The sequence below is a fragment of the Paenibacillus sp. FSL R10-2736 genome, from assembly GCF_038000245.1.
GTDB classification, from domain to species: domain Bacteria; phylum Bacillota; class Bacilli; order Paenibacillales; family Paenibacillaceae; genus Paenibacillus_AQ; species Paenibacillus_AQ phytohabitans.
Genome location: NZ_JBBOBN010000002.1, coordinates 725353 through 744049, shown reverse-complemented (window position 1 = coordinate 744049; position 18697 = coordinate 725353). Strand labels below are relative to the sequence as shown.

General features: G+C 50.3%; 11 protein-coding genes and 1 tRNA gene. 5 read left to right on the top strand and 7 right to left on the bottom strand.

The features are described 5' to 3' along the window. Window positions 1-155: 155 nt before the first annotated feature. Genes NSQ73_RS31435 through NSQ73_RS31425 form a run of 3 tightly spaced genes read left to right on the top strand, consistent with a single transcriptional unit; the run spans window position 156 to window position 3318 of the window. Window positions 156-1496, top strand: coding sequence for an ABC transporter substrate-binding protein (locus NSQ73_RS31435; RefSeq protein WP_340990075.1), 1341 nt, complete (start codon window positions 156-158; stop codon window positions 1494-1496). A 29-nt stretch (window positions 1497-1525) separates the two neighbouring features. Continuing rightward, window positions 1526-2467: a carbohydrate ABC transporter permease gene (locus NSQ73_RS31430; protein WP_340990074.1), complete on the top strand. Its 942-nt coding sequence runs from the start codon at window positions 1526-1528 to the stop codon at window positions 2465-2467. A 2-nt stretch (window positions 2468-2469) separates the two neighbouring features. After that, a complete protein-coding gene (locus tag NSQ73_RS31425) occupies window positions 2470-3318 on the top strand; it encodes a carbohydrate ABC transporter permease (RefSeq protein WP_171716341.1) in 849 nt (282 codons plus the stop codon). 127 nt (window positions 3319-3445) lie between these two features. Here the strand turns inward: NSQ73_RS31425 and NSQ73_RS31420 are convergent, their stop codons facing one another. Together NSQ73_RS31420 and NSQ73_RS31415 are read right to left on the bottom strand one after the other, a co-directional pair. Further along, the gene (locus NSQ73_RS31420; RefSeq protein ID WP_340990073.1) at window positions 3446-4816 is read right to left on the bottom strand and encodes an MATE family efflux transporter; all 1371 of its coding nucleotides are present in this window, start codon (window positions 4814-4816) and stop codon (window positions 3446-3448) included. A 214-nt stretch (window positions 4817-5030) separates the two neighbouring features. Then, window positions 5031-5114: transfer RNA gene (locus tag NSQ73_RS31415), tRNA-Leu, on the bottom strand. 297 nt (window positions 5115-5411) lie between these two features. On the opposite strand from NSQ73_RS31415, the gene NSQ73_RS31410 reads away from it, so the two are divergent. Beyond that, on the top strand, window positions 5412-7208 hold the full coding sequence (locus NSQ73_RS31410) for a helix-turn-helix domain-containing protein (protein WP_340990071.1): 1797 nt from the start codon (window positions 5412-5414) through the stop codon (window positions 7206-7208). Between the two features lie 61 nt (window positions 7209-7269). On the opposite strand, the gene NSQ73_RS31405 is transcribed toward NSQ73_RS31410, so the two are convergent. The 3 genes from NSQ73_RS31405 to NSQ73_RS31395 all read right to left on the bottom strand — a co-directional run bounded on the left by NSQ73_RS31405 (window position 7270) and on the right by NSQ73_RS31395 (window position 13224). After that, window positions 7270-8175, bottom strand: a complete 906-nt coding sequence (locus tag NSQ73_RS31405; protein ID WP_042231689.1) for an AraC family transcriptional regulator — start codon at window positions 8173-8175, stop codon at window positions 7270-7272. A 124-nt stretch (window positions 8176-8299) separates the two neighbouring features. Then, entirely contained in the window at window positions 8300-12160 is a 3861-nt protein-coding gene (locus NSQ73_RS31400) for an S-layer homology domain-containing protein (protein ID WP_340990070.1), read from the bottom strand. A 158-nt stretch (window positions 12161-12318) separates the two neighbouring features. Then, window positions 12319-13224, bottom strand: coding sequence for a GNAT family N-acetyltransferase (locus NSQ73_RS31395; protein ID WP_340990069.1), 906 nt, complete (start codon window positions 13222-13224; stop codon window positions 12319-12321). Window positions 13225-13414: 190 nt separating this feature from the next. Here NSQ73_RS31395 and NSQ73_RS31390 point away from each other — a divergent pair, with 190 nt between their 5' ends. Beyond that, the gene (locus NSQ73_RS31390; protein WP_042132815.1) at window positions 13415-13798 is read left to right on the top strand and encodes a hypothetical protein; all 384 of its coding nucleotides are present in this window, start codon (window positions 13415-13417) and stop codon (window positions 13796-13798) included. 113 nt (window positions 13799-13911) lie between these two features. On the opposite strand, the gene NSQ73_RS31385 is transcribed toward NSQ73_RS31390, so the two are convergent. Together NSQ73_RS31385 and NSQ73_RS31380 are read right to left on the bottom strand one after the other, a co-directional pair. Next, window positions 13912-15198 carry a glycoside hydrolase family 18 protein gene (locus NSQ73_RS31385; protein WP_340990066.1) on the bottom strand — a complete coding sequence of 429 codons (1287 nt, stop codon included), beginning with the start codon at window positions 15196-15198 and terminating at the stop codon, window positions 13912-13914. A gap of 113 nt (window positions 15199-15311) precedes the next feature. After that, window positions 15312-18095: a glycoside hydrolase family 3 C-terminal domain-containing protein gene (locus NSQ73_RS31380; RefSeq protein WP_340990064.1), complete on the bottom strand. Its 2784-nt coding sequence runs from the start codon at window positions 18093-18095 to the stop codon at window positions 15312-15314. Window positions 18096-18697: the final 602 nt, after the last annotated feature.

Genomic DNA, 18697 nt, shown 5'->3' with positions numbered 1-18697 from the left:
CTGAAGAAATGATTCCTTTCACAACATCAGGACACCTTCCCCTCTAATTCACGCGGAAAATGATACCCTAATCTAAGATTGGCTCCCTTATAAAAGCCCCTCAGGCATCTTATAATTAAAAGCGCTTACACTAAAGCATTCAAAGGAGAATGACCATGAAAAGAAACAAATGGGGGGCCATGGGCCTGGCATCTCTGCTGCTCGCTTCACTCCTCGGCGGCTGCTCTTCCGGCAAATCCGCTTCGGACACCAGTACAAACGCCGGCAATGCCGCAAATGCAGAAGAGAAGGTGACGCTGCGCTTCAGCTGGTGGGGCGGCGAAGACCGCCATGCCGCAACGCTGGCCGCAATCGAGGCCTACAAGCAGGTTGAGCCGAGTGTAACCATTGAGGCAGAATACCAGGGCTTTGACGGCTACGAGCAGAAGATCAAGACCCAGCTTGCCGGCAAAACCTCGGCCGATATCATGCAGCTTGATCTGCCGTGGCTGCAGGAGCTGACCAAGAAAGGCGATTTCTTCGTCGACTTGAAAGCGCAGCCGGAATTCGATGCTTCCGGTTTCGACCAGGGCTTCCTGGACAATTACGGCATGTATGACGGCAAGCTGGCCGCTGTGCCTACAGGCGTTAACGCCTACTGCCTGATCATCAACAAGTCACTGGCCGATAAGCTGAATGTGGATTCCGCTGCCCAGTGGACCTGGGATTCCCTCCTTGAGGCCGGTAAGCAGCTGCATGCACAGGACAGCTCGAAATATCTCCTGCTGACCGACCATGCCGCACTGCGTCAGGATATGGTCACAATGCTAAAGCAGCGCACCGGCAAGCAGTGGGTCCAGGAGGATTACACGCTGGGCTTCACCAAAGAGGATGCGGCGGCAAGCTTCGACTGGCTCTATCAGGCAATGCAGGCTGGTGTCTATCAGCCGCTGGGTGAAAGCGATCTGTTCTTCGGCAAAATCGATCAGAATCCGAAGTGGATCAATCAGGAGATTCCCATTGCTCCATCGATGAGCAGCATCCTGCCTTCCCTCAAGACTGTACTGCCGGAAGGCACCGAGGTCATTACCGCTCTTCCCGTAATTGCCAAGGATGCCAAGGACTCCGGCGTGCTGGTCAGACCTTCGCAGCTGTTCGCTGTCAGCAATGACAGCGCGCATAAGACCGAAGCTGTGAAGTTCCTGAGCTGGTTCATGAATGATCCCGGGGCAGCAGCCATTCTCGGGGATGTCCGCTCTGTACCACCGGTTAAGGCTTCACAGGAAGCAGCCGTTACGGCCGGCAAGATTGACGCCGCCATCACCAATGCCGTTGAGCTGGGCCTTAGCCATGCAGGACTAGTCGATAATGCCGTTGCCAATAACTCTGAAGTACAGAAAATCATGGACGATATCGTCCAGAAGGTTAGCTACGGCAAATCGAATGCGGAGCAGGCGGCGGATGAGCTGATTGCCAGCCTGACCTCCAAGCTGAAAGACCTACAAGACAGAGAATAACCGCCCCATAGGAAGGGAGAGAACCTGCTGTGTCTGTACCGCAATCCATTCTAAACAAGATACCGAAGTCCGGCCGGCGTAAAATCAAAGTTAGAAGAAACTATCAGTATGCTGGTTACCTGTACATCCTGCCCTGGCTGATCGGCCTGCTGATCTTTCAGTTGTATCCGTTTATTTCGTCCCTGTATTACTCCTTCACCGATTACAACATGGTCAGCGCCCCCAAGTGGGTCGGACTGGACAATTATCATAAAATCTTTACAGAAGATCCCGATTTCTATCAATCCCTGAAGGTAACCGGCATTTATGTGCTGCTGGCTGTTCCGGTCAAGCTGGCCTTCGCCCTGTTCGTCGCCATGCTGCTCAGCGCCAAGCTGAAAGCGATCAACTTCTTCAGAACGGTCTATTATCTGCCCTCCATACTGGGAGGAAGTGTGGCAATCTCAGTCCTGTGGCGTTTCCTATTCATGAAAGAGGGCGTCGTCAACAGCCTGTTGGCCCGGCTTCATCTTGGACCAGTCGACTGGCTCGGCAGTCCGGACATTGCCCTATACACACTGGGGCTGCTCACTGTATGGCAGTTCGGCTCGTCCATGGTACTGTTTCTGGCCGGTATCCAGCAGATTCCTAATGATCTGTATGAAGCCGGTTCCATCGACGGCGCTTCCCGGTTCAGCATGTTCTTCCGCATTACCGTACCTATGCTGACTCCGATTGTGCTGTTTAACCTGGTGATGCAGATGGTCAATGCCTTCCAGGAATTCACAGGCGCTTTCGTCATTACCCACGGCGGACCGATGAAATCCACCTATCTATATGCGCTGAAGCTCTATGAGGAGGCCTTCACTTTCTTCAAGATGGGTTACGCCTCAGCGCTTTCATGGATATTGTTCTTAATCATCATGGCCGTCACCGCAGTAATCTTCAAATCATCCGGCGGCTGGGTACACTACGAGGACGGAGGGAAATAACAATGAGAGAACTGCAGCATGATTCGAAGAACTCCTGGCTTAACTATATTTTTTTGATTGTCCTCGGCCTCGTTATGGTGTACCCGCTGATCTGGCTGTTCACTTCTTCCTTCAAGACCAATGCCGATATCTTCGGCTCTAGCCGGCTGCTGCCGACGACTTATGTCTGGGATGCCTATAAGCTGGGCTGGCAGGGGACCGGGCAATATGGGTTTGAGGATTTCTTCATCAATACGCTGAAGCTTGTCATTCCAACCGTCATCTTCACCATCGTGTCCAGCGTGCTGGTAGCCTACGGGTTCGCCCGGTTCAACTTCCCGCTGAAGACCCTGCTCTTCTCCGTCATGATCGCTACCCTGATGCTGCCGAACGCCTCCGTGATGATTCCGCGGTACATCCTGTTCAACAAGCTGGGCTGGCTGGATACGTATCTGCCGTTCATCATTCCCGCCGCCTTCGCCACCAGCGCATTCTTCATCTATCTGATGATCCAGTTCATCCGCGGGCTGCCGCGCGACCTTGATGAGGCGGCAACAATTGACGGCTGCAACTCCTTCACCGTGCTCACCCGGGTGCTGCTTCCGCTCTGCAAGCCGGCTATTTTCTCCGTCGGGATCTTTCAGTTCATGTGGACCTGGAATGACTTCTTCAACTCGATTATCTATATCAGCAGCGTGAGCAAATTCACCATATCCCTGGGACTGCGTCTCTCGCTGGATGCCTCCTCTGCCGTGTCGTGGAATCAAGTTCTGGCAATGTCGGTTGTCAGCATCGTTCCTTGCGTACTGCTCTTCTTCTTCTGCCAAAAGTATTTCGTCGAGGGCATCTCGACTACCGGACTTAAGGGATAGGCTGCAGCCGCACATTATATTACCGGTAACGCAAGGCCTGTACTTATGCACAAGAACCCATCCTCCGCCTGAACGCGGAGAATGGGTTCTTGTTTTATTTTTAGCGGATGCTCGGGACAGGTTTGGCTTAAATGACCTTGTGCTGCAGCCACTTCTCGCCGAGGAAACGCCGTATGAAGATGAAGCCGCGTATCCCCCATTCACAGTTCATTGCCAGCCATACCCCGATAATCCCCATGTTCAGCACAATCCCCAGAATATATCCGAGCACTACGCGGAACAGCCACATTGAGAGCATGGACACAATCGAAGTGAACTTGGAATCACCCGCCGCTCTAAGCGCCGAAGGGGTAATGAAGCTGATCGACCATAATGGAATCTGGGCCAGCGAGTTGATCAGGAAGACGATGAAGATATCCCGTACAATCTCCTGCGGCGGATGGAACATCGATACCAGCGGATGGAATAACGGGAAGATCAGCAGTCCCATCAGTATAAAAGAGGCCGAAGACAGCCACAGGAAGGACTTCACGAATTTGCGCGCATCTTTGACATTCCGGCTTCCTATGCATTGACCGACCACCGTAATCAGCGTCAGGGACAGTGCATTCGCCGGAATCTGCATCACTCCCGCCAGCGTAGAACTGATCGCATTGGTAGCAATCGCATAGGTGCCCAGGCTGACGATGAAGATCTGCGTGAGAATCTTCCCGCCGTTGAAGAACATCTGCTCCGCCGCAAACGGCAGGCCGATCGACATAATTCTCCGGAGCATCGTCCAGTTCAGCACCAGCAGGTCACGGATCTTCACATGCAGGCTGCTGTCCAGCCGGAAGAGATAGATCAGCGAGCAGGCGGCCGCAAGATACCGCGATATATTAATGGCAATGGTCATTCCGAACACACCCATATGCAGCCCGTTAATGAAGACAAAGTTCAGCAGCACATAGGAGAAATTCATAATCAGTGACAGTACGAGCGATGCCCTCGTCCGCCCGATGCCGCGCAGCGCGCCGCATACCGCCTCCATCACAGCAATCCCCAGATAGGATAAGCTGCTGCCGATCAGATACGTCCGGGCATTGGACATCACCTCAGGCGAAGCCGCACCGAACAATAAATGCAGCAGCGGGCCATGGAACACAATTCCGAATAAGGCGATACAAAAAGCCATCAAAGAAACGGAAGACACCGCTCCGGCGGTCGCCTTGGAGACCATTAGCTCGTTGCCGCTTCCCTTGTACTGGGCTACGACGACCGTGCCCCCTGTGGATACGGCGATGAACACACTGATCAGAAAAATATTCAGCGAATCTATCATATTCACCGCACTGATTGCTGCTACCCCTGAGGAGCTGATCATCGCTGTATTGACGAGGTTCAGCCCGACCACGAAGGCCTGGTCCACCAGTACAGGGAGGAATAACGCTATGATCTGGCGATAGTCAATGGATTCTCCGGAGAAATGCTTCTCAAGGAATCGCTGGCTGGGCTTCATACTGCTGCTGGGCTCCATTACAAATTCACTTCTCTTATGTTTAGACTTGTTGCGGGAAACTTCCGCAAAAAATAAAATACCCCCACAAAGTGAGGTCATTGCTTGGACGTTGACTCAGGTACTTTGCGGGGACCCCGATAACCTATACACCCTCTAAATAAAAAAAGGCCCTTCAGGAAGAAGAGCTTTCGCTTGCACTACGTATAAAGCTGTATGCGGTCAAGAGGACTCGAACCTCCACGATATTGCTATCACTGGCACCTGAAGCCAGCGCGTCTGCCAATTCCGCCATGACCGCAAAGAAAAGATTCAATGCAATGCAAGAATTAATATATCATGATTTCGCCGGAAGAACAAGAGTTTTTTTATTTTTTTGTTCAAGATATTTATCATAGGAAAATATGCATATTAAAGCGGAAATCAGGAACAGAGTACTTTAACAGCAGCATCCGGCGGGCATCCAGAGAAATCCTGTGTATCAACCTGCAGTTGATTTTTCCATCTCCGGGCCTATACTCCAATAAATGGTCATATCAGGAGTTCAGATTATAATAGAGTTACGACGTCGAAATCCATTATAGGAGTTGTACTTTGTATGGTTAGTAGCGAAAAGGTTGGACAAAGGATTGCCACGCTCCGGAGAACAAAAGGCTTGTCACAGGAACAATTAGCGGAACTGCTGCATGTCAGCGCCCAGGCGGTGTCCAAATGGGAAACCGGCAAATCCCTGCCGGAGACGGCGACCCTCCCCCTGCTATCCGCTGCATTAAGCCACTCGATCGACAGCATTCTGCTGCCTCAAGAGCTTGTGGTGCTCTCAGCCATCTACACGGATGGCCGGCAGGAGCTGGATGTTACTCATTTCGTGAATCAATTTGTTACCTCGAACCGCCTAAGCTTAATTGCCGGGGATCAGATTTTTCCCCAATCTTTAGAGGGTGACCGACTAAAGCTGCTGCTCGTTACCTATGAGACCCCAGCGGGAATCTATTCAACTTATGTGCTGAAGGACCAGCTTTTGGTGATAGATGTTCATTCTACCGGCTATGTCTCCGGCGGCAATGAGCTGCAGATTCTTGAAGCCAATTACGGTAATGAACAGGCGAACCGCAGCGTCTTACAGAAAATGAAGCATTATGAGCATTTCCGGTGGAATTCTTTCACCGCCTCGCATGAGCTGTTTCCGAGTCTGATTGACAATGAAGACAATGACTACCTGCTGCTGGTGTACATGAACACGGAAGGCATTCATGCCGTAAGCTGTGCAGAAGGCGAACAGATTCATTACAGTCCGGACCGGGCCTCTCTCTGCCAAAGTGATCCTGCCGATCGGCAGTGCATTGTAGAGGGAATCAGCCGGCTGGGATTCGGCCGGGGTATGGACTGCTCCTGGGCAGGAGCAATGACGCTCTCGCTTGCCGCCAGAGGGATAGAGACAACCTATGAGCGGGTTATGGGTTATTCAGGAGCATGCTGGAGGGCCGCTTTTGAACCGGTGTGGGATTACAGCTCTGCGGATGCGCTAGTCGTCTATGACTACTCCGTGCCAGCCTGCACGGCTTATGGAATACACGCCATCCAGGCCGACCGGCTGGAACCGCAGCAGCGCGCAGCCGAGAAGCTGGCAATTCTCGAGGATATTCGTGCAGGCAGGCTGCCTATAGCCATTAATCTCAGGGTGGCACCTGAATGGGGAGTGATTACCGGATATTTGGAGGATGGCCTAACCCTGCTGTGCCGGAGTTATTTTGACGATGAGACCTTTGAAGCGCTTGAAGCAGACTCCGAATTCCAGATGTATATGGAGGTAAGCAAGGGTTACCTTCATGTCGATCATTGGCCCTATAAGATTATCCGTCTTGGTGAACAGACCACGCTCCCTTCTGCATTGGATAATCTGTATGCTTCCCTTCGGATTAAGCTGAACTCTATGCATATGGAGACCGAAGGCAGCAGCTGTTATGCAGCCGGCTACAAGGCTCTGGAAGTATGGAGCGAGGGACTGCTGGACCATCAGTGGTATGCTGCAGCGGAGGATGAAGCGTACAGCCGCAGGCTCTCAGTCAACCACTTCTGCATGATGGCGCTGACCGATGCCAGAAGAAGTGCCGCCGCCTATTTGCAGGAATCTCTGCCGCTGGTGCAGGATCCGCGTGAGCTGACAGCCTTGTCGGAGATGGCCGGAGTATACGCTGAAATGGCTGCTCTGCTCGAAGACTTTTATAAGAACCTTGCCGATCCTGCTGTAGTCCGGAAGACAGGAGCCTCACCCCGGCTTAGCTGGACGGCCCGGCAACGGGAAAAGCAGGCAGAGCTATTGACGCTGGTAGCGTCATTGGAGCGCCGGGGAGATACACTCGCAGCGACAGTGCTTGGCTTAACAGAGGCTTGAACTGAAGTGGCTCAAGGAGAAGCGTCCCGCGCTTCTCCTTGTTTGGTCGGCAGCCCGCGGACTAACCCAATTTACGGACCGGCCGCAGCACCGCATAGCCGTACCCTTCGGGGAAATGACGCTGATAGTCCTGCTTGACCTCTTCGTCCCATGCATAGCCCATGGCCGCCGGATCATAATTCCAGGCCACTTCCTCTACGATGCGCATCACCTGCCCATTGTCCTGCAAATAATCAAACGGCGGGTGAAAAAAGACCAGATACTCCGATTCCGGCACATCACGGCACTCCATGCCCTCCGGTATTTCACCATCATAGTCTGCTGCAACAGGAATGCCGTACAGGTAACCCTTGCGCCCATCCTGATAGAACCAGCCTGCAGTCTGGCCCAGCTGCCCTGGAAGTGTATGATGCGACATGCTCTCCAGTGTTCCGGAGACCTCATCGCAGTCATGCCCGTTCTCCCAGAACCCGCCGTAATTGTTCGAGCCGATATCGCGGATGCCGATGAATTTATGCGCCGGTATGAATTCAAGCTTGATCTGTGCTTCCTGCAAATGCACTTGTCTCATTCTATCCCGCTCCCTGATCAGATATTGATAAGGGGAGAACACCTCGGCCCGAATGGCGAGCGGAATCGGCCGCGGGGCTTTGCGGTAGGCATGGGGAGTAACCTTGAAGGCTCTAAGAAACGCCCGCGAGAATGCCTCCTGTGAAGAAAAGCCGAACTTCACGGCAATATCGAGTATCCTCGTATCCGTATCCCTCAGCTCCAGGGCCGCCCGGCCGATTCTGCGCTGCCAGATGTAATCCCGCAGCGTCATCCCGGTCAAAGCATGAAACTGCTTGGTGCAATAATACGGCGAATATCCCAGCTGTTCGGACATCTTCAGCAGCGTAGGCGAAGCCGCAAGGTCTTCTTCGATCCAGTCAATCATGAGCTGAACCATCTCGTTCCATTCGTACAATGATGTTCCCCTCCTTTCATTACTGATCTTAGCAAAGCTGGTTCGTACAGATTTGACTTGAGTTGCACTAGTATACCGGTAATCAAAAAGGACACCCGCAGGTATCCTTATGATCAATCCTGATTTAATTTACCGTGATGGTTAATAGATCACTGGCTTCCTTAAGCCCCTCTTTGGCAAACATCCTGATACTCTGTCCGGATACCGGAGGATTCAAAGACGCATCAAAGGAAAACGAGCCATCACTTAGTACATATGCAGCATCAAAAACGAGATTATTCTCATCTACGAGAAAAATTGTTGTAGTAATGCCATTACTCACTTTAGCCCCGGAGTACATACCTTGAATTTTCAAGGCTCCCGCACTTATAGTGCCGGTAACTACAGGTGTATCTGCTCTGGCAGCTGATTGGATTGTAATATATAGAGGATCACTTGGCAGCTTGCCCACTTCATCGGCAATAATATAGATCCGGTCCCCGCCGCGTAACATTCCATACCATAGTCCTAAGGACCATTTTCCAGTATTCATGTCTGAGTATGATCCGGTAGAGATTTGAAGGCCATCTTCGTGATAAACATGTAGAAGCGCGCTTTTACCAGCCGTACCGTTTATTTCGCTTGTATATCCGTAGACTAGACTGTTATTCAGTTCAGGCTCGCTGGATTTTTCACCAGGTAATATCGCCGTAAGTACAACCGCTTCACTTATGAGCTTACCCCTGGAATCCGCTTTTATAATCAGCTTATCACCAGGAGCCACAGTCCGGTTAGGATAAGAGAGCATGTAAACAAAGAATTCTCCTTGTTCATTTGCTTCACCGCCGTTCATGAAAGAACCATCTTCATAATACACATACACCGTTGCAAACGGCTCCGCAATTCCGTAAAATGTAGAACCGTCCTCTGCATAGACTGATGTTGTAACCGTAGGGGCAGGAGTCACAGCAGTTGGAGCTACTGCTGTAAAGAATAGAGGGGTACTCTCCTTTAATAATGGCGCTTCGGCTGTCAGTTGGTATTGTGTCTCTGGAGTAAGTTGTACATTCCAGAAACGAACCTTCCCATTAAAAGTAAGCTGCTTGTCTATATCTGTGCCATTCTTGTCTTTCAGAGTTACCCATATACTGTTCGGATACTGGACAAACGCTTCGATGTAAGTGTAATCACTGTAAACTTCTCCAACGATAGTAGGAGTTGGTGTAACAGGCCTATTGGCCACAACTACTGAAATAGGCTTACTGACAAGCTTTTCGTAGCTCTCAGCCGTTAGATATAAGGTCTCTCCCGCAACGGGACGCAGGTCTAACTGAACATCGAATTTACCTCCATACTCCAGTAATCCTGTTTTCCCCTGGCCAATTACTGTTCCATCAGACCGTTTGACAACAATAACCGCATCTCCTTCAGCATTACCAGTGATATGCCAGTCATTTTCGTAGACTATTTCCGTGACCACCGGATGTGCCGTTACCGCAGTAGGAGCTACAACAGTAATATAGGCAGGATCACTTTTTCGTTTTCCTGAAGCTTGGGCATAGACCATCAGTTTCTCACCAACCGTAAATGATGAGCTGCTCCACATGTAAATTTCAAAATTGCTGCCTGAATTATTATACGACGTCCCCACGATCGTACCATCAGCTCGGGTTATTGTGATTTCATTAGTATAGTCTGCAACAATACCTCTGATAGTTCTGGTATCGTCATATACTACACTGGTTACGACAGGTACCTTGGTCTGCGGTCTTTCCACTACATTAACTTCAAACCGCTCAGTGCTCCATCCATAGTCAGTATACAGAGTTACAAATAGTTTATCCTTGTCTTTCAGGTGTAGATCAGGATTATAGTCATACAGCCTTAAGCTGAAAAAAGTATCGAATTTGAAAGGCGGAATGTTCAATTCCGTCCCGTCTTCAAGCTCCACCTTAACTTTAAAGGGCTGTCTTAGATACATAACGCTGCCGCTCAGATAAGATAAATCTGTGTAAACTATGGGTTCAACCTTGGGTTCAGGCACTTTCTCGACGATTATGATATCCGGCAGGACTAAGTCTTTCCCTGCTTCCACTGTAAATTCATCCGTATAATATCTGTAAGGGTAGATATATACATTAACAATGTAAGTACCCGGCACTACGTTGTCGAAGCCAAATGTTCCATTCTGACTACTGCTGCTGGTATAAGTCCCTTGCGTATCCTTCACCCCTGTTAAGTAGAGGAACATATCACTCATAGGGAGCGGCTGGTTATGATTATAGTGCTGAATAAGCAAACGTCCGGTTACACTAACATTGGATTTCGGTACGGTAATGACTTCGGATAGTATAGAGCTTGCGCCCTTATACGACAGAGAGTATACGGCGGTCTGATCCTCTTCACCGTTGCTTATCGATGGGATCGTCAATCTGACAGTTGTTTTATTGTCCAGCAGGGTAACCAGAGAAACAGCCACACTCCGGAATTCCTCATTATTAATTTTGCCTGACACTGCGAAATCGGCGGCTTCGGGCAGAGTATTCAGCGCCTGGTTAAACAGGACATCAATATTTCCGTTGGCAGCGGTAATTCCGGTTACGGCCAAGGCAGGACTCTCAGTGCCACTGCCCCCGCCTGTTCCAGGGCTGGATGAGCCTCCGCCCCCACCACCTGAAGAACCCCCACCAGATGTACCTCCGCCTGGCACTGGAGTAGCCGCAGCCGTGTTTTCTTTTGGCGACGTAGAATCTTTTGCCCCCTCAGATAAGGTGACCGCCTTAACTTTACCTTCACCTGTCACCGTCAATTTACTCTTTGACTCCAGGTTCTGTATAACAACATCCTTATTAAAAATCATATTCGGAATAACTACATTTTCTTTGACATATAAGCTGGCTACGGTGCCAGAACGAACCTTGAATTCTTTCAGACTGGTATTAACAGAAACACTTTTAAAATCTCCGGCAAGCGATACCGTTCGCTCTGACGATGTCTGGGTTTCAGGAAGCACAGTTACATTTACAAAACCGTCGCCGGAAACTCCATTTTCCTCAATTACGGCACTGGAATAAATTTGTGTATCCTTAATACTGGTTGTGCCCTCTGCAACTACTCGTACTGCTGCATTCAACCTGTTTACAGATACCATACCTAATTGGCTATTCTTGATATGGATACTATTGCTGCCCCCGCCTTCAATTCGTGTTACACCATCTACCTGCACTTGTACAAGGGAGGCGTCCCCCTCTGCAATCTCTTTGGAAATCACCAGATCGCCCAAGATATGCATATTTTTGAGTGTGACGTTTGAGGCTAGAATATTCACATTCCCCTGTACCGCAATAACCTCTGATCCCCCAAAAACACCTGCTTGATCATAAGTTACTGTACTTAAAGACAGCGCCTTCTTAATTACCACCACTGCTTCGGCACGAGTCAATTCACGCTTTGGCTGAAATGCTCCATCGGAGTCATTACTCATAATGCCCTTTTCCAAAAGGTAACCGATAGCCGGTTTGCTCCAAGCAGGAATAAGATTCGAATCTTTAGCGGAAACTGCCGCGGATACCCCGTTACTGTCCAGCTTTAATATTCTTGACATAATTACAGCTGTTTCTTGTTTTGTTATTTGCTTGCCTGCACGGAAGGTATTATCACTGAAACCGCCAATATATCCTTGAGCTATAGCCTTTTGCACTTCTATGTATGCCCAGTTTGTTTGTTTCAGATCTTTAAAGCCGATAGCGTTCGTATCAGAATACTTAAAGGCTCTGTTCACGAGGGCTACAAATTCCCCCCTGGATATTTCAGCCCCCGGCTGGAAGGTATGATCGGGATATCCTGTAATTAATCCTTCATCCAGCCATTCCTGAATATCATTTTCAGCCCAATGCCCCTTAATATCAGTCATTTGCTCCGCACTGGCGTAATTCGGAGAAAACGGTAAGAGGACAAACAATAATACGATGAAGCAAACATTTTTTAAGAACCGATTGATAACCAAGAGATTAGGTCACTCCCCCAATAGAATTAGTGAAAATACTGGGACTAAAGGCATAATTCTATATTAAAACCCAGTACTTTAGGTTAATTCTACAAAAAAACCATTTCACCTTTTTTCCCTGTAAAAATTCCCCTTTGTACATGTATGCCCGGCACAAATTAATATTTTCTAACCAGCACCGCCGGCTCCATCTTCCCGCCGATAATGATATGCCTCATTACACTATCCCTGCTGAACCCGTTCTTGTCATAGAAGCGGACCGCTGCTTCATTCTCCTCGCTGACATCCAGCCCGATGCGCGTATAACCCAGACCTCTATAGGTCTCCGCCAGATAGGCAATCAACTTCCTGCCCGTTCCCCTGCCTCTCTCATCAGGGCGGATACAGATGTACTCCAGATGGAGGATGGTGGTCAGGGCGTTTCTTCTAACAATTATGTATCCTATGAAAGAACCCTCGTTAAGGATGGCGTAGATATCATAATCACTGTTGCCGCTATCCTCTATTTCCGCTGTGATATCCTCTTGTGTCAGAGTAGCTCCCTGGAAGCCTTGATTATGCAGTTCAATAATCTGATCCAGCCACTCTGACTCAGGCTCTGTGACGGGCACAATGGACAGGTCCGCATAACTGCTGTTAATAGGCGGTGATGCAGTATCCATCGAATAATGATAGTGGGTTCTAACCTTCTCGGTACGATAGCGGGCGGCATATTCAATCAGCGGAACATTATCCGCACGGGTGAACAAGTGGATATACCGGATCGCCGCTGAGTCGGCGGCTTCGCTGAGATACCTGAATAACAGCTGGAGTTCATCCTCAGGGCGGGCGGAATAATAAGGTCCCCACACTTCTATATCCTCTTGTCCACCGCCTACGTCATAGGTGTCCAATATAATTGCACCCGTGATTTCCTCTCCCTCATACAACACGAAGCTTGCTTCTGCCATACCGTCACTCAGGTCATGAATAATATCATCAAGCGTGCTGCCCACGTACCCGCATTGCTGGCTTTCCGAATTACGGGCACAGATAAATGCCGCCAGATTCCGGATGTTTGTCAAACGGCTCTCCTCCTTGGATTAGAATATAGAAATGGCAGATTATACCACTACATATTGATATTACGATATTTTTATGGAAAATACAGCACATGGTTGTTCAATTTATTTCCGGGAAAACTCCATACCCGCACAAGCCGCCTTCCAGGTTCTGAGTAAAATATAGTAAATAGAACAATGAGGTGAGTGACGAATGGCAAATTCAACAAAAATCCGCAAGCGGGCGCAGCAGTTGAAGGGCCGGCCGGTCTGCATTACTTTGCATGATGGACGTTCATATGTAGGATGGATAACAGACCTTAATAAAGAAGCAGTGATCCTCTCCAGAACAAGCACACATCATAAGTCTAAACGGAAATCGTCTTCAGGTGCCCGGAAAGCAGACGTCTCCGGCTTCATGCCTTTACTCGGATCATTCATGGGCGGGGCAGGCGGAGCTGCCGGTATCGGAGGTCTGGGGAAATTCATGGGGATGTTCGGAATGGTGCAGAAGGCGATGCCTGTCATGAAGATGGGCTACAATATGATTAAGTCGATCCGGCCCTTCCTGGGCGGTCTCAAGGGCTTGATGGGCTAACGCTGTAACGGTATAAGCAGCGGCATAAGCAGAAACGGCTGTGCACTCCTATTGAGGGCGCCAGCCGTTTCTTTTTCAGCTGCTTTTCTGCCAAAAAGGGGGACGTTGCCGGTTTATTTTTTGACCACATTGAAGTTATCTTCTATTAACAGCCAATTCTGCGGAAAAGGCAGCCCCAGCTTCCAATAGCTGATGCCCCGGAGATCCAGCTCCTTGATCAAATCGAACTTGGCCTGAATCGAGCGGGCATCTTCGAACCATACCTTATGCTGCCGGCCTGCGTCATCGGTGTAATCGAAATGCGGAGCCTGGGCTTTATAGTCGTACTGAATGGCGGAGTTCCTGTTCCTCGCCAGATCAATTGCCGCCTGCGGACTAAGTGCTTTGGCATACTCTCCGCCAGCCACATAAGGCAAAGTCCAATCGTAGCCGTACAGATTCTGGCCCATCATAATTTTGCCGGGGGGAATTTCGCTGGCCGCATACGTCAGCACCTGACGCACCGGTCCTATAGGCGAAACGGCCATCGGCGGGCCTCCGCTGTATCCCCATTCGTAGGTCATAATAATGACAAAATCAGCAACCTGGCCATGCACTTTATAGTCATGCGCCGTATACCAGGCCCCGGTTTGGGAGGCACTGGTTTTGGGAGCAAGTGCGGTAGACAGCAGGAAGCCCTCCTTGTGAATGATGTCCGCTGCCTTGCGCAAAAAGGCATTATACGCTTCGCGGTCCTCCGGCCGGAGGAATTCCAGGTCAAAGTGGATATCTCTGAAATTCAGCCGCTTCGCCTCTGTCACAATGTTCTCCAGCAGCCGGTCCTGCACCGCTACATCATTCAGTATAATCCGTCCCAGCTCCGAGCTGAACTGGGCATCCTCCAGATTCGTGACGACCAGCATCAGCGTGACCCGGTTCTGCGCCGCGATTGAAGCCAGATTATCCAGCGGCGGCGCCTGCAGCGAGCCGTCCCGCTTAATCCGGAAACTAAACGGAGCCAGATAAGTAAGCTCAGGGGCAGCTTCTGAGGCAGCATTCTGCAGCGCCTGGGAGACCGCTTCCCCTCTCGGCTCAATATAGGCATTCACTTCTGCCTGCCGCCTTGGCACAGGAGGTATGTACAGGCGGAACCCGGCCTGCAGCGGCTGGTTCAGCGTCAGCCCGTTCACTTCCGCCAGCTCGCTGGCCTTCAGGCCGAATCTCTTCGCGATACTATAGAAGCTATCCCCCTGTTGAACCCAATAATACTGGCCTACGATAGGAATCACCAGCGTTTGTCCAATGACCAGTCTCTCTGGCGCAGACAACTGATTCGCCTCAGTTATCGTATCCATGTTCACGCCATAAGCATCAGCGATCCCATACAGCGTCTGTCCCGGCTGCACAACATGTATTTGCATCTTTCCATGCTCACCCCTTCATAGTAGCAGTTATACCCCTATTTTATTCGGCAGTGCTGCAGGTATGCGGACGCAAAAAGACACCCCGGAGGGTGTCCTGAAATTAAAAGCTGTTACACCTGTTTGAATTCAATCCACTCAATTTCCAGACCCGGTTTGACGAAGTCCAGCTTCATTTCATACAGACCGGCTTCAAGTCCGATCTTGACCAGCTTCTGTCTGATCCATTTGCCTTCTGTCCCGTTCGTCTGAATGGTGGTCACTGGCTGTCCGTTCAGGGTCACGTTGCAGGCGCTTTGGGCAAGCTCGGGTTCCGGAGACATGATGCTGACGAAGATCCGGTACTCACCAGCTTCATCCGCCTGGATATAGGTTGGTCCAGACACACTTGGTGCAATCTGTGCGTTCTGGCTCAACACCTGAACCTGCTCAGCCACCAGGGAAGAGTCTGCCTTAAAGGTCTCGACAGCTTCTACAATCTCATGCTTTCTGGAGAAGACCGGTGCCAGCATGATGAATTCGCAAATGTTGATGGCCGAGCGCTGAAGCTCGCCACGGGTAAGTGTTCCATTCTCCAATGATTCGAGCGTATTGTCATCATAGGCGTTGACTTCCGCACCATAATTGGATACTACCATGTACAGATCGTTCTGTGCCCGGACCATCCAGTTCGTGTTCTTGCGGTCCGCAGCGCCTCCATTCACGACATCATTCATGATTGCCCACCAGTCGGTCATTACAATCCCCCGGAAGCCCCATTCACCGCGCAGCAGCGTGGTATTCAGATCATAGTTAGAAGCTGCCCAGTGTCCGTTGACCGGATTATAGGAGGTCATGATCGAATTCGCACCGCCCTGCTTCACAGCAATTTCGAAGCCCTTCAGGTAAATCTCGCGCAGCGCGCGTTCGGATACGACAGCATCCACTTTGCTGCGGTGCTTCTCCTGGTTGTTGCAGGCGAAGTGCTTCAGCGTGGCATTGGAGCCGCCCTTCATAATACCGCGCGTGCATGCGGCAGCGAAGATCCCTGAGATCAGCGGGTCTTCAGAGAAATATTCGAAGTTACGCCCGTTCAGCGGACTGCGGCGGATATTAAGACCCGGTCCCAGTAATGCATCCACCTGGTTGCGCAATAATTCCTGGCCTTCCATAACATACAGCTCTTCAACCAGTTCTGCATTCCATGTAGCAGCAAGCAGGGTGCCAATCGATACCTGGGTTGCCTTCTGTCCGCTGTCCATCCGGATACCGGACGGGCCGTCTGCTGTAGCGGCAACCGGAATACCGTAACTGAACAGGCTGTCGCTGACTCCGCCGAAAGCCGAAGCCGTCCCCGGCGTAACCAGCGGACTGCTCATTCCTTCGCCTCTGACAATGGCCGCCAGATCATGGTCGCTGAGCTGGGCAATGAACGTATTCATGCTGACTTTGCCTTCATGAACATCTCTCAAGGTATGGCCCTGATTGCCGGTCTGTACCAGTGTCTCCGGAAGATTGCTTTCAATCCGCGCTGCCATATCTACCTTGCGTACCGGCACCTCAGCAGAGATCAGTTCATAAGAACCGTCTTCCTTCCGGGCCCCCGGTTTCATTCTCTTGAAGCTCTCAGTCGGTGCCATCGCCTCTTGCAGCTGCTCTACAACCTTAAGCTCATCCAGAACATAACCTGCTTGTCCATCTACGTTAACTTCCGTCACGGCTTTAACACTGGTTCCCACGTAGAAGCGGTAGGTTCCAGCTTCCAGTACATAAGCGGAAGGGTGCCCTGTCACTCCGGCGTCATCATACGAAGCCAGAGAATGGAGCGGGAAGCTTACCGTAAGGTGCTGGGACTCTCCCGGGTCAAGCAGCTTGGTCTTCCCGAATGCCGCCAGCGCTTTGGCTGGTTTGCCCAGTTGTCCCTGCGGCGCTTCATAATATACCTGCACCACTTCTTTACCGGAGTAGGTATCTCCTGTATTGGTTACAGTTACACCGATCTGAATCTGTGGTTCACCCGCCTGGTCCAGCTTCGCTTCCTCCGGCGCAAGCTCAAAGGCGGTGTAGGAGATGCCATAGCCGAATTCATACTGAACCTTATCCGGACAGAAGGTCTCGAAATAACGGTATCCTACATAGATATCTTCCTCATACAGGTTCTTGAACTCATTGCCGTAGTTGCTTGTGGACGGGTAATCCTCAATGGAATACGCGATCGTATCCGTCAGCTTGCCGCTTGGCGTCACCTCTCCGGCCAGTACATCGGCAATCGCATTGCCGCCTTCCATACCGCCATGCCAGGAATAGATCACAGCAGAGATGGGATGTACATATCCGGCATCGTTAACCCAGCTCATATCCATAATATTGGAGACATTAAGTACAACAATTGTCTGTTCAAAATGAGCTGTAACCTGCGTAAGCATAGCCTTCTCATCTTCCGTCAACCGGTAGCTTCCCGGTGCATCGGCATTGTCCTGATCCTCACCGGCGGTACGTCCAATCACTACGACAGCCTTGGCCGACTGGCTTCTTGCTTTCTTCACCAGCTCATCCGTAAGCGGCATTTCCTTCTGGTTCCACGGCTCAGCCGCCCATACTTTTCCGCCGTCGTCAAACGGGTTAAGTCCGATCCATTCCTCATACACTGCTGCCAGATCTTCATTGACGCTAATGTTCTTCTTGCTGCGCAGACCGTCGAGCAGGTTAGTCGTATATGCAACATGAACACTTCCGCCAGATCCTGTACCGCTGCGGTAGTAATTCACTTGTATTCTGCCAAAAATGGCAACGCTCTCGCCGTTTCCAAGCGGAAGCACCTGCCCCTCATTCTTAAGCAACACCGTGCCCTCTGCGGCTACTACCCGGCTAAATTCTGCAAAACCCTCTAACGGCACTCCGATATTCTGTGTACTCAATTGGTTTCCTCCTGTTTGTTCGTTTCCCAACGTGTATTGATTCTATAGATAACACCCTCCCTTACGGGATTCACGATATCTTGAACCTTTGTTGTTATTTATATAGCATATCCTTCTAAGAATAAAAGCTACAGCCCTAATATACAAGCTCTGCAGCTTAAAAAGCAAAACCGGGCAACCGCATTCTCTTCGCCCGGAGTCCCTCTTAAGAACAAAATCGCCCGGAGGGCGAATCAGCACCTTACTACATTAGATTAGTTCCTTGATCACCGTTGCCGGCTAAATTCCCATTAAAATTAGTAGTGACATACAATGGTGGTCATAGGGGTATCATGCATTCCGCATAATTAATTGGAAAAACGTATCCTAATTTAGGTTTATTCGAGAGTTAGACGTAATTAAATGGATAAACGTCATTTATTCTGTTGCATTATCTCGACTCTGATCTATTTGTAGCCTATTAAGTGCTGTTTTTCCAACTGTTGCTTGGCAAAGGCTCTTACGTTCATTAGCAAGTGGAGAAAATCCATCTATTTCTGGCCGCCGCCGCAGCCCTCCCCTCCAATGCTGTTTCCATCTAAGGTTTGGGGAATGGTGTAATT